The 12,280-nt window shown below is 67.6% G+C and carries 11 protein-coding genes; 6 read left to right on the top strand and 5 right to left on the bottom strand.

Going from position 1 to position 12,280, the window contains the following annotated elements:
- Nucleotides 1–121: 121 nt before the first annotated feature.
- Nucleotides 122–1,363 carry a cytosine deaminase gene (gene codA, locus H3O04_RS28615; RefSeq protein ID WP_202588951.1) on the bottom strand — a complete coding sequence of 414 codons (1,242 nt, stop codon included), beginning with the start codon at nt 1,361–1,363 and terminating at the stop codon, nt 122–124.
- Nucleotides 1,364–1,702: 339 nt separating this feature from the next.
- On the opposite strand from codA, the gene H3O04_RS28610 reads away from it, so the two are divergent.
- Both H3O04_RS28610 and H3O04_RS28605 read left to right on the top strand, forming a co-directional pair.
- Nucleotides 1,703–2,845 (top strand): porin, encoded by a 1,143-nt coding sequence (locus H3O04_RS28610; protein WP_011694731.1) that lies wholly within the window; start codon nt 1,703–1,705, stop codon nt 2,843–2,845.
- A gap of 222 nt (nt 2,846–3,067) precedes the next feature.
- Complete coding sequence (locus H3O04_RS28605; RefSeq protein WP_077179268.1) at nt 3,068–3,370, top strand: DUF4148 domain-containing protein; 303 nt, start codon at nt 3,068–3,070, stop codon at nt 3,368–3,370.
- Nucleotides 3,371–3,480: 110 nt separating this feature from the next.
- Here the strand turns inward: H3O04_RS28605 and H3O04_RS28600 are convergent, their stop codons facing one another.
- Nucleotides 3,481–4,428: a LysR family transcriptional regulator gene (locus H3O04_RS28600; RefSeq protein WP_202588950.1), complete on the bottom strand. Its 948-nt coding sequence runs from the start codon at nt 4,426–4,428 to the stop codon at nt 3,481–3,483.
- Nucleotides 4,429–4,627: 199 nt separating this feature from the next.
- On the opposite strand from H3O04_RS28600, the gene H3O04_RS28595 reads away from it, so the two are divergent.
- Together H3O04_RS28595 and H3O04_RS28590 are read left to right on the top strand one after the other, a co-directional pair.
- Complete coding sequence (locus tag H3O04_RS28595) at nt 4,628–6,811, top strand: FUSC family protein (RefSeq protein ID WP_034174814.1); 2,184 nt, start codon at nt 4,628–4,630, stop codon at nt 6,809–6,811.
- Between the two features lie 137 nt (nt 6,812–6,948).
- Nucleotides 6,949–7,161, top strand: a complete 213-nt coding sequence (locus tag H3O04_RS28590; RefSeq protein ID WP_012338215.1) for a hypothetical protein — start codon at nt 6,949–6,951, stop codon at nt 7,159–7,161.
- Between the two features lie 138 nt (nt 7,162–7,299).
- Here the strand turns inward: H3O04_RS28590 and H3O04_RS28585 are convergent, their stop codons facing one another.
- Nucleotides 7,300–8,409 carry a DmpA family aminopeptidase gene (locus H3O04_RS28585; protein ID WP_011547765.1) on the bottom strand — a complete coding sequence of 370 codons (1,110 nt, stop codon included), beginning with the start codon at nt 8,407–8,409 and terminating at the stop codon, nt 7,300–7,302.
- 72 nt (nt 8,410–8,481) lie between these two features.
- Entirely contained in the window at nt 8,482–9,888 is a 1,407-nt protein-coding gene (locus H3O04_RS28580; RefSeq protein ID WP_202588949.1) for an APC family permease, read from the bottom strand.
- 132 nt (nt 9,889–10,020) lie between these two features.
- Between H3O04_RS28580 and H3O04_RS28575 the strand changes: the two genes are divergently transcribed.
- A complete protein-coding gene (locus tag H3O04_RS28575; RefSeq protein WP_034174815.1) occupies nt 10,021–10,821 on the top strand; it encodes a helix-turn-helix transcriptional regulator in 801 nt (266 codons plus the stop codon).
- A gap of 24 nt (nt 10,822–10,845) precedes the next feature.
- On the opposite strand, the gene H3O04_RS28570 is transcribed toward H3O04_RS28575, so the two are convergent.
- Entirely contained in the window at nt 10,846–11,223 is a 378-nt protein-coding gene (locus H3O04_RS28570) for a nuclear transport factor 2 family protein (RefSeq protein ID WP_006482852.1), read from the bottom strand.
- Nucleotides 11,224–11,598: 375 nt separating this feature from the next.
- On the opposite strand from H3O04_RS28570, the gene H3O04_RS28565 reads away from it, so the two are divergent.
- A partial coding sequence (locus tag H3O04_RS28565; protein WP_237666461.1) for a LysR family transcriptional regulator occupies nt 11,599–12,280 on the top strand: 682 nt, incomplete at its 3' end.

Genomic DNA, 12,280 nt, shown 5'->3' with positions numbered 1-12,280 from the left:
GCCGTCATCAGGACCGCATCGTAGGCCCCCGCCTCTCATGAGACAAACGTATTTTTCGAATCGACTCATGCATTTGTTGAATACATGAGGGCCGGCGGGCCGCGATGACCCGCCTTCCGCGTCAATCCGGATACGTGATGCGCTCCGGCTCACGCCGCATGATGACCTTCCCGTGGCGCATCGACAGCGTGGCCTTCGCCTGCCGGCGTACGGCTTCGTAATCGCTGTCCGCGTCGAGCACGACGAAATTGGCCGGCCGCCCGATCTCGATGCCGTAGCCATCGCCGAGATGCATCGTCGTCGCGCTGTGGTCAGTCACGAAGTCGAGGCAGCGCTGCAGGTCCTGGTAACCCATCATGTGACAGATATGAAGGCCCGCATCGAGCACGCGCAGGATGTTGCCGTTGCCGAGCGGATACCACGGGTCCTTGATCGAATCCTGCCCGAAGCACACGTTGATGCCGGCCCGGTCGAGTTCCGCGACGCGCGTGACGCCGCGCCGCTTCGGAAACGTGTCGAAGCGCCCTTGCAGATGAATGCTCTCGGTCGGGCACGAGATGAAGTTCAGTCCCGCCCGCTTCAGCAGCCGGAACAGCTTCGAGCAGTACGCGTTGTCGTACGAACCCATCGCGGTCGTGTGGCTCGCGGTGACGCGCGCGCCCATGCCGCGCACGCGCGCTTCTTCCGCGAGCACTTCGAGAAAGCGCGAATGCGGATCGTCGGTTTCGTCGCAGTGCACGTCGACGAGGCAGCCCGTGCGTTCCGCGAGATCCATCAGAAAGCGGATCGAGCTGACGCCCTGCTCCCGCGTGTTCTCGAAATGCGGAATTCCGCCGACGACGTCCGCGCCGAGCTCGATCGCCTGCTCCATCAGCGCGCGGCCGCCGTCGAACGATTCGATGCCCTCCTGCGGGAACGCGACGATCTGCAGATCGATCAGCCCGCGCGCCTCGTCCTTCACTTCCAGCATCGCCTTCAGCGCGGCCAACGTCGGATCGGTCACGTCGACGTGCGTGCGCACGTGCTGGATCCCGTGGTCGCGCAGCATGCCGATCGCCGCATGCGCGCGCGCTTTGGTGTCCTCGTGCGTGATCGTCGCCTTGCGCTCGGCCCAGCGCTCGATGCCTTCGAACAGCGTGCCGCTCATGTTCCACGCGGGTTCGCCGGCCGTCAGCACGGCATCGAGGTGGATATGCGGCTCGACGAGCGGCGCAATCGCGAGACGGCCGCCGCCGTCGATATGGTCGGGGTTCGTCGACGCGATCGGCGCGGTTTGCGCATCGATCCGCGCGATCTTGCCGGCATCGACGCCGATCGTGAACAGGCCGTCGCGGCCGCGCAGACGTACGTTGAACAGGTTCATGGGGAGGCCTCTTGTCGTGCTGCATTGACACGATCGCGCGATCTGCGTCGGCGGCCGTGTGGTCCGAACGGCCAGTATGGAGGAAAAGCAGCGATGCGCGCACGTGTCACGCATGTTGCATCGACACGACAACCAGGCTGTACCGGGCGGAAGCCGAGGGCCGCCCGCCACGCAGGAATCGCCTGCCCAGGGTGTGCGCGCCGCGTCGTGTCAGTTTTGTGAAGGATGCTTGTCGGATCTGGAACAGTGCGCTCGCGGCCCGGACGGCCGTGCGCGTGCCGCGCATTCCTATACTTGCGCCGAACTTTGGTTTCCAGTCCCACCCGCAGGAGCTTTCCGATGAAAAAAACCCTGATCGCCGGCGCAGGCGCCGCCGCACTCCTCACGCCGCTCGCCCACGCGCAAAGTTCGGTCACGCTGTACGGCCTGATCGACGCCGGCATCGCCTATACCAACAACGTGAACGGCGCGTCGCAGTGGCGCATGACGACCGGCACGATCAACGGCAGCCGCTTCGGCCTGCGCGGCACCGAGGATCTCGGCGGCGGGCTGAAGGCGCTGTTCGTGCTCGAAAACGGCTTCAACGCGAACAACGGCGGGCTTGGCCAGGACGGCAAGCTGTTCGGCCGGCACGCGTACGTCGGCCTCAGCCGGGCCGGCTACGGCACGCTGACGCTCGGTCGCCAGTACGACACGATGGTCGACTTCGTCGCGCCGTTGTCGGCGACGTCCGGCGATTTCGGCGATACGGGCTTCGCGCATCCGTTCGACAACGACAACCTGAACCACTCGCTGCGCATCAACAACGCGGTCAAGTACACGAGCGACACGATCGCGGGCTTCAAGGTCGGCGCGCTGTACGCGTTTTCCAACTCGGCGAATTTCAGCGCGAACCGCGCATACAGCGTGGCCGCGAGCTACACGAACGGCCCGCTGAAGCTGGCCGGTGCGTACCTGCAGATGAACGGTACCAAGGGTTCGACGAGCGCGAGCCCCGGCGCGACCGATTCGGCCGAAGCGAAGAGCCTGAACCAGGGCGGCTGGTCGATCGGCTCGGACCGCATGCGCACGTACGGCGGCGGCGTCAGCTACGTGTTCGGCCCGGCGACCGTCGGCTTCGTCTACACGCGCTCGCAGTACGACAACACGGGCGCGTTCGGCTCGAGCGGCCAGATCGCGTTCAACAACTACGACGTGAACGTGCGCTATGCGGTCACGCCGGCCGTCAGCGTCGGCGCGGCCTATGTGTACACGGACGCCAGCGTGTCGAATCCCGACAGCAAGCACGGCACCGACCCGAAATGGCATCAGGCGAACCTGCAGGCCGTGTACAAGCTGTCGCGCCGCACCGACCTGTACGCGGAAGCGATGTTTCAGCACGCGTCGGGCCGCGGTTACCAGGCGTTCATCAACACGTCGGGCGGCGCATCGAGCACGGCGAACCAGGTCGTCGGCACGATCGGCATGCGCACGCGGTTCTGACCGGCAGCGCGCGACGTCGCCCGTATGCACGGCGCCCGTGTGCGCTCACGGTTTCGCCCGGTGCGGGCGACCGCGCCAATGTTGTTGCTTCTGGAAGGCAGCCCTCCTGGATTCGGGGTGTTTGCGCATCGGCCTGCTGCGTAGACTGACGTCGAAGGTCGGAGCCGCGCATCGCGTGCGGCGTGTCGATCCGGCCACCCACCCCGTATTCAGGAGAACCACGTGAAATCGCTCGTCGTTACCGCCGCCGCTGCCGTCCTGCTCGCCGCACCGGCCCTGTCGTTCGCCCAGCAGGCGAAGTCGCCCGTCACGCGCGCGCAGGTGCTGCAGGAGCTGGTCGATCTCGAATCGGTCGGCTACAACCCGGCGCGCGGTGAAATCGGCAACTATCCGGACGACATCCTCGCGGCGCAGGAACGGCTGCAGGCGAAACGTCTCGCCGAGCGAAAAGCGGCGCGGGCCGCCTACGGCCCGGCCGGCGAGCCGGCCACCGAATCGGGCGCGGCGGCCAGGCCCGCGCTGTGACGATGCGCGTCGCTCGCATCACGCATGCGTGGCGAGCGATGCGTATCGGGTGTTTGCATGAAGCAACCCGCCGCGCGCCGATGCGCGAGCGGGTTTCAGACGGCCTGCGTTCAGGCGGCCTGCGGTTCGCGGTCGATCGCGCTCAGCATCTCGACGTCGCGCGCGATCATCGTCGGCACCTGCGCACGCAGCATCTCGACCCAGGTCCGCACCTTCGCATCGACGAAGCGGCGCGACGGGTACAGCGCATACACGTTCATCTTCTGCAGGATATGCGCGGGCAGCACCCGGACGAGCGTGCCGTCGCGCAGCGCGTCGATTGCCGAATACAGCGGCAGCATGCCGATCCCGATGCCGTCGCGGATCGCGAGGGCGAGCGATTCGGCCGTATTGGTCTGCACCGGCCCGGCGACATGGATCTGCTCGACGCCGTCGGGCCCTTCGAGCACCCATTCGTGCGTCGGGAACGCCGGCGTACATAGCGTCAGGCACGCGTGCGCGGCGAGATCCTGCGGGCGGGCCGGCACGCCATGCCGTTTCACGTAGTCGGGCGATGCGCACAGAATGCTGAACGTCGAGCCGAGCAGGTGCGACACGAGCTCCGAATCAGGCAGCGACGATGCGGTGACGACGGCCATGTCGCTCGTGCCGTCGAACAGGTCAGGCATCCGCTGCGACAGCGACAGCTCGATCGACACGTCCGGGAATTGCGCGTGATAGCGCGTCAGCGCGGGTAATACGTAGTGATGACCGACGCTCGCGAAGCTGTGCATGCGCAGCACGCCGGCCGGGCGCTCGTGCGCGCAGCTCGCCTCTTCTTCCGCGCGGTCGACGTCGGCGAGGATCTGGCGGCAGCGCCGCAGATAGCTTTCGCCGGCCGACGTGAGCGCGAGACGGCGCGTCGAGCGATTCATCAGACGGGTGCGCAGGCGCGCCTCGAGTTCCGACACCGCGCGCGACATCGCGCCCGTCGTCGAATTCAGCGATTGCGCGGCGGCGGTGAAACTGCCCGTCTCGACGACGCGCGAAAACACCCGCATGTTTTGTAGCGTATCCATTCCTGTGAGCAACCTGTAGCGGAGCCGCCATTTTCCTCCACTGCGCGCGATAGATTGTTACGTCGGCTGCAACTATCGTTTCCCCGCAACTGCGTTAATGCACGGGCGCCGCACTCCTACAATCGGCGCCTCACCAGTCGAACGGACCCGTTCGGACGTACCGCGGCGCTTCGCCCGGTCGGCCCTGGGCCCTCTTTTCATGAAGCCACAACCTGCGATCGAGCGACCTTCCATCGAACCGGCACGATGGAGGCCATGGCTCGATCCGCTCGGCAACGCGGCGCGCGACTGGGCCGCGACCGACGGGCTGATCTGGCTGCATCTCGCGAAAACCGTGCTCGCGGCGCTGCTGGCGATGGGCATCGCGATGCGTCTGGAAATGTCGCAGCCGCGCACCGCGATGACGACCGTGTTCGTGCTGATGCAGCCGCTGTCGGGCATGGTGTTCGCGAAAAGCTTCTACCGCGTGCTCGGCACGGCGGCCGGCCTCGTCGGCGCGCTCGCGCTCGGTGGGTTGTTCGCGCAGCAGCCGGAGCTGTACATGGCCGGCATCACGCTGTGGATCGGCGGCTGCATCGCGCTCGCGGTGCGCAACCGCCACTTCCGCTGGTACGGCTTCGTGCTCGCCGGCTACACGGCCGCGCTGATCGGCCTGCCGGCCGTGATGACACCGCAGACGCTGTTCCAGTCCGCGCTCACGCGCGCCGCGGAAGTCGCACTCGGCATCGCGTGCTCGGGCGCGGTCAGCGCGTTGATCCTGCCGTTGAGTTCCGCGAAGGCGCTGATGCGTTCGTTGAGCGCGCGCCACGCGACGTTCGCGGCGTTCACGGCCGGCGCGCTGGCGGGCAACGTCGCGCGCGGCGATTTCGAGCGGCGCTTCGCCGATTTCGTCGACGACATCGTCGGCTTCGAAGCCAACCGTGCATTCGCATCGTTCGAGGACCCGCACATTCGCGCGCGCAGCCGCCGGCTCGCGCGGCTGAACAGCGAGTTCATGAACGCGTGCACGCGGCTGCATGCGCTGCACCAGCTCGTCAAACGGCTGCGCGCGAATCAGTCGGACGCGGTGCTCGACGCGCTGGCGCCGCACGTCGACGCACTCGCGCTGCGCTTCGCCGCGTTGCGCGACGAACGCCAGCGCGGCATCGCACCGGCCACCGGCGCGCTGCTCGAACTGCGCCGCTTCCACGGTGCGTTGCCGAAGACCGCGCGCGCGTCGCGGCGAACCCTCGAGGACCATGCGGCCGGCGGCCTGCTCGACTTCGATACCGCGATCGAGCTGCTGTACCGGTTCATCGGCGAATATCTCGGCTACGTCGACACGTACGCGTCGCTCGACCAGGACGATCACGCGTTCGAGCGCTCGGTCACGCATTACGCGGTGAAAACCAATGCGTTCTTCGTCGGTTTCGCCTTCCTGCGCACGGTGGTCGCCGTCGGCGCGATGAGTGCATTCTGGATCGCGTCGGAATGGCCGAGCGGCTCGCTCGCGGTGATCGCCACCGCGATCGCGTGCGCACTCAGCTCGACGTCGCCGCGCGCGCCGAAGTTCGTCGCGCAGATGGGCGTCGGGGCGGCGTTCGCGACCGCCGTCGGCTACCTGTTCCTGTGCTACGTCTATCCGAACATCGACGGTTTTCCGCTGCTGTGCGCGGCGCTCGCGCCGGTGCTCGGCCTCGGCGCGTTCCTCGCGATGCGGCCGGGCCTGTCCGGCTACGGGATCGGCTTCGCGGTGTTCTTCTGCTTGCTTGCGGGCCCCGACAACACGATCGCGTATACGCCTGAAGTGCTGATCAACAACGGGCTGGCGGTCGTGGTCGCGATGCTCGCGTGCTCGCTCGTGTTCGCCGTCGTATTCCCGACCCACATGCCCTGGCTCACCGGCCGGATCGCGCACGACTTGCGCCGCCAGGTGACGCTTGCATGCGAAGGCGCGCCGGACGGCCTCGCGCAGCGCTTCCAGTCGAGCACGCATGACCTGATGGCGCAACTGCGCACGCTGCTGGTGCGCCGTACGCGGCAGCATCGCGATGCACTGCGCTGGATGCTGTCGACGCTCGAAGTCGGCCACGCGGTCATCGACCTGCGCGACGAGCTGCACGCGTTCTGCGCGTCGAAACCGCCGCAGACGCTGCGCTGGACCGGTTCGATCGATGCGGTGCTGAACGAACTGCCGCGCTTCTTCGACGATCCGACGCCCAGTCGCCATGCGCGTACGCTGAAATCGGTGAATCTCGCGATTCGCGCGGCACAGCACACGCTGCAGGCGTGGTACGCGGTGCCCGACGCGCGCCGCAGCATGCAAAGGATCGTCGGCTGCCTGCACTTCATGCGCAGCGCGCTGCTGGACAAGGACGCGCCGTTCAACCGGCACCGCCATTGAAGAATGTGTGCGCGCGCAACGGGATCGTTGTTCCGGATGGAAATAAGCTCTACAGCCGCGGTGATTAATCTTTAAGCAGTGCGAGCCTATAGTTTCCTCACTGCCAGCGAGACTGGCACTCACCCAGGAGAAACAAAATGAAGCCGCTGCACCTCGCCCTCGTTGCCCTGTCGCTCACCGCTGCCGTCGCTCACGCGCAGCCGGCACCGGCAGACGCCGCACCGCAACAGGCGAACCGCGCCGAGGCGATCCAGGCCGCCGGCCGCGTCGATCGTGCGCAATCGAAGCAGGAAGACCCGAACGCCTGCGTCGGCCCCGTCAGCTTCTGCAACATCTACTTCGGCAGCTGAGCATGACGCTGCGTCGTCACGGCCCGGCCCGTATCGCCCGCATTGCATGCAACGCAAGCGCGGGCGGACGGCGGCCCGGCCGATCGCCGCATCGCCGCCCCGCCCCACGCCGCTTCGATTGAAGCGGCGCTTGCCGTTTCAGGCGCCGCGCCCCGGCCGCCAACCCACTTCGCGCAACGCATCCAGCAAGCGCGCCTGCCCGAGCCCTTCGACCCGCGCCCCGCGCGATGCGACGTCGCCGCCCGCGACCAGCGCATTCACGATCGCCTCCTCCACCGCTTCCGCCGCCGCGACGAACAGCGCGGAAATATGGTCGTTGTTGACCATTTGCACGCCGGTGGTCGGCGCGCCCTTGCTGCCGTAGTTCACCGCCGGCAAGCCGGCGTTGCCGGTGGCGAACGCAAGGAAGATGTCGCCGCTCGAATCCTCGGTGCCGCCGCCGACGCGGGCGAGCCCGACGCTCGCGCGCTGCGCGAGACGCGTGCATTGATGCGGCAGCAACGGTGCGTCGGTTGCGATCGTGACGACGATCGAACCCATGCCGGCTTCGCCTTTCGCGTCGGCTTCGCGGAACGGCGAATGCACATGCCGCAGCACTTCGCCGACCGGGTAGCCGGCCACGCGCAGCATCTCGCGCACACCGTAGTTCGCCTGCACGAGCGCGCCGACGGTCCAGCCGCCCGCATCGTCCGCCAGCACGCGCGACGCGGTGCCGATGCCGCCCTTGAACTCGTGGCAGATCATGCCCGTACCGCCGCCCACGCCGCCTTCGGCAACCGGCCCCGACTGCGCGGCGGCCAGCGCGCGCTGCACGTGCGCGGCGCTCACGTGCTGCCCCCAGATGTCGTTCAGCAGTCCGTCGTAGGTTTCCATCACGACCGGCATGCACCAGTACACACGGCCGGCCGCCGCTTCGCGTTCGTTCGCGACGAGCGCGTCGCGCACCGCGCCGACGCTGTGGGTGTTCGTATAGGCGATCGGCGTCGTCAGCAGGCCCGCTTCGCGAATCCATTCGAGCCCGGTCGCGTCGCCGTTGCCGTTCAGCACGTGCACGCCCGCGAAGCACGGCGAATCGTGCGCGGCGCCCGCGCGCGGCTCGATCACGGTGACGCCGGTGCGGATCGACGCGTCGCCGTTCTCGACGTTCAGCGTGCAATGTCCGACCCGCACACCCGGTACGTCCGTGATCGCGTTGAAGCGGCCCGGCGTGCCGAGGCCGATGCGGATGCCGAGATCCCTCGTGCGCATGATGCAATTCCTCCCGTCTTTCGATTTTTCAATGGTTCGGTGTATCGGTGGCGCAAGGTATCGATCCGGTGCTCAGAGCGCGCGGAACGCTTCGCTGTGGCGCGCCCAGGCCACGTACATCACGAGCGCCGCGACCAGCAGCCCCGCGATGATGATCAGGTCGGTCGGTTTCGTCGCGGTCGCCAGCGTCGTGTAAAGCGTATACGCGGCGCCCGCCACCGCGACGAGCGGCGTCACGGGCCACAGCGGCATCCGGTAGTGATGTTCGACGTCGCGGCGCACGAACCGGCTCGCGAGCGCGGCCAGCCCGACGACCAGATAAATCAGCAGCAGCAGGTCGACCGTGAACGCGGTGAGCTCGTCGAGGCTCGACACGAACACGAGCCCGGCCGACGGTATCGCGAGCGCGAGCGTCGCCAGCCACGGCGATTCGAGGCGCGGATGGATCGTCGAGAACGCGCGGTTGCAGGTGCGCGACCAGAGCGCATGCCGGCCGCTGCTGTACAGCAGGCGGCCCATCGTGATCACGATCGCGATGATCGCGTTGAACACCGACAGGAAGATCCCGCCGCTGACCACGCGCGACACGGCCGGATTGCTCAGCGAGCGCACGACATAGCCGATCGGATCGGGGCTTTTGGTCAGTTCGGTCAGCGACGGCGCACCCAGCACGATCGCGGTGAGCGGCACCAGTTCGACGACGAGGATCACAAGCAGCGAATAGATCACCGCCTTCGCGACGTTGCGGTTGCCGCCGCGCAGGTCTTCCGCGAGATAGGCGGCCGAGCCGAAGCCGTTGTAGCAGAAGATCGCGGTGCCGATCGCGGGCACGATGGCCGCGAGCGTCGCCGGCACGAGGGCATTGCCGCTTGCGACGACCGGGGCGATCAGCACTTCGGCGCCGCGATGCGGCGACCCGAAGCCGAGCCCCGCGATCAGCATCAGCACGCCGATTTCGACGACCAGGAACGCGCCGGTGATCCACGCGTTCGTCTTGATGTTCAACATGCCGAGCAGATAGCTGAGCAGCACGATCGTCAGCGCGACCGACTGGTTGCCGAAGTGCGTGCCGAGTGCGTTGTTCAGGTACGGCGCGGCGCCGCTCGCGAGCACGGCCGGAATGAACACGCTGACGGACAGCACCGTGATGAAGGTCAGGTAGCCGGGCAACGTGCCGAACACGCGCTTGGCCATCACGTATTCGCCGCCCGCGCTGCGATGCGCGGCGCTCAGTTCCGCGTAACAGAGCGCGAACGCGAGCGCGAGCACGCCGCCGAGCAGGAACGACAGCACGGCGCCGCTGCCGGCCTGCTGGATCGCGAACGGCGCGATCACGAAGATCGAGCTGGCCGGCGTCACGCCCGATACGGTGATCATCACCGCATCGCGCACGCTGAGCGTCTGCGACAACGCGCGCGGCGCGTCTTCCGTTGCAGGCGCCGCTTGCACGCTGCCCGTCGATTCCGACATCATCGCCATTTCGTTCTCCTGTGCTCCTATGCCACCTGTTTTTGAACGCCCATACTCGGGCCCGATTGATTGCGTGGCAGTCTAGGAAGCCAATTTCAGGACCGCTATTCCCCCTTCGTGTTACGCCCTTCCGGTGGTGGTATGGATCGTCTCTTTTCCGAAATCGCGATGCACCAGGCGCTTGGCCGCGCAATCGATCATCTCGGCCAGCCGCGCTTCTGGCGATTCCTGGTGCTGCTGCTCAATGAAATGGCGCCGTTCGACAACGCGCTGGCGACCGCGATCGGCAGCGACGGCGTACCGCTCGTGCTCGACGAATACGACACGGGCGGCACCGACACCGCGTCGCCCGTGCCGCTTTACCTGAACGGGTTATATCTGCTCGATCCGTTCCTGCAGGCCGCGCACGACGGGCTCGCCGACGGCTGCTACCGGCTCGAGGAAGTCGCGCCCGACCTGTTCCGGCAGAGCGAGTATTTCCTGAGCTATTTCCGCGACGCGGTCGGCGACGACGAGATCCAGATTCTCGTGCGGCCGAATGCCGACACGCTGCTGTCGCTGTCGCTCGGTGCGTCGACGCGCTTCGACGTCGAACCGCTCGGCAAGCTGACGGCCGCGATGCCGTGGGTGCTCGCGGTGATTCGGCAGCACTGGAGGCTGGTGGGCGACGCCGCACGTGCGGCGCCCGACGCCGATCTCGGTACGCGCGTCGAACAGGCGCTCGCCCGCTTCGGCGCGGGCGTGCTGACCGACCGCGAGATGTCGATCGCGCGGATGGTGCTGCGCGGCAATTCGTCGAAGGCGATTGCCGAGCGGCTCGCGATTTCACCGGAAACGGTGAAGGTGCATCGGCGGCATTTGTACGCAAAGCTCGGGATTTCGTCGCAACCCGAGCTGTTTTCGCGGTTCATCCAGGCGTTGGGGGAAGACGCGGCGGGATGAGTGCGCCGATGCACGCGACTGCCTTCACCCGCCCGCCTCGATGAACCCGCCATCGGGCGCCTGGTGCGGCACGTACCAGCCGAAATACACCTCGGCCTCGACGATCCGGCCGTCGCGTACGCGCAATCGCTCGGCGTTGCGAAACCGCCGTCCGGCGGTCGTGACGGCTTCGTACACGACGAACACGTATTCGCCGTGCACCGCCACGTCGACGAACTCGAATCCTGCGAGCATCGCGCTGTTCGGCCAGCAGCGCGCCAGATACGCGTCGCGGTCGAGCCGGTTGTCGAGCGGGCTCGTGAAATGGAAGTCCGGCGCGATCAGCGCTTCGATCGCGTCGCGGTTCTTGTCGACATACGCGCGATAGCTCGCACGCGCGACTTCACCGGGATCGTCTGGCATCGTCGTTACCTCCGCGAAGGGTCGGGGTGACCGCAACGGCTCGCGTCGCCCCGGCGCATCGATGAAACGGAAGCGGGCGGCACGCACGGCCACGGCCGCTCACGCGTGCGCGGACAGACGTGCATGTCCGGCACGACGCCATGCACGAAAGCACGCAGCGGCCGATCCGCCCGTCCCGCACCGCGCCTTTCGGCGCAGACCGGGGCGCGCGTCGGTTGCCCGTTTCCGCACGCACGGGCATGATGTCCGCCAGCGTGCCGGCGCCAGCCGTCCGCTTCGGCGGTCGTCGACGCCCCGAGCGGCATGCCGCCACTGCACCGCCGGCATCGTCGAGCAATCCGCGTGCCGGCCCCGTTCGCCCATCTCACCGAGCCCATGTCACTCCGCGCCTTCAGAACGCTCGTCGCCATCGCCCGCTACCGGACCTTCGCGCGCGCCGGCGAAGCCATCGGCCTCACCCAATCGGCGGTGAGCCTGCAGATCAAGACGCTCGAAAGCGAATACAACGTGCAGTTGTTCGACCGTTCGCGCCGGCAGCCGGTGCTCACCGAAGCCGGCAACATCCTGCTCGCGCAGGCCGAGCAGGTGCTCGCGATGGTCGACCGGATTCCCGATGCGCTCAGCGACGAGAAGAAGCTGGTCGGCCGGCTGCGGATCGGCGCGATCCAGACCGCGTTGTCCGGCCCGCTGCCCGACGCGCTGCTCGCGCTGCGTGCCGCGCATCCGTCGTTGCGCGTGCACGTGTCGGCCGGCATGTCGGTGGAACTCGCGAACCGCGTCGCGGCCGGCGAGCTCGACGCGGCGATCACGACGCGCCCGGTGCGCCCGCATCCGGCGGAACTGACGTGGACCACGCTGTACGAGGATCGCTTCTGGCTGCTCGCGCCGCCCGGTCATGCGGAACGCGACGCGGGCGCGCTGCTCGATGCGCTGCCGTTCATCCGCTTCGACGCGCAGGCGTGGGCCGGCCGGATGATCGCCGCCGAGCTGCGCCGCATCGGCGTGCGGGTGCGCGAGGAGATGGTGCTGGACAGCGCGGAAACGATCGCGCGCATGG

The organism is Burkholderia sp. KCJ3K979 (assembly GCF_016759955.1).
GTDB lineage: Bacteria > Pseudomonadota > Gammaproteobacteria > Burkholderiales > Burkholderiaceae > Burkholderia > Burkholderia orbicola.
The sequence above is the reverse complement of the archived record's forward strand: the minus strand, read 5'-3'. Positions and strand labels throughout refer to the sequence as shown.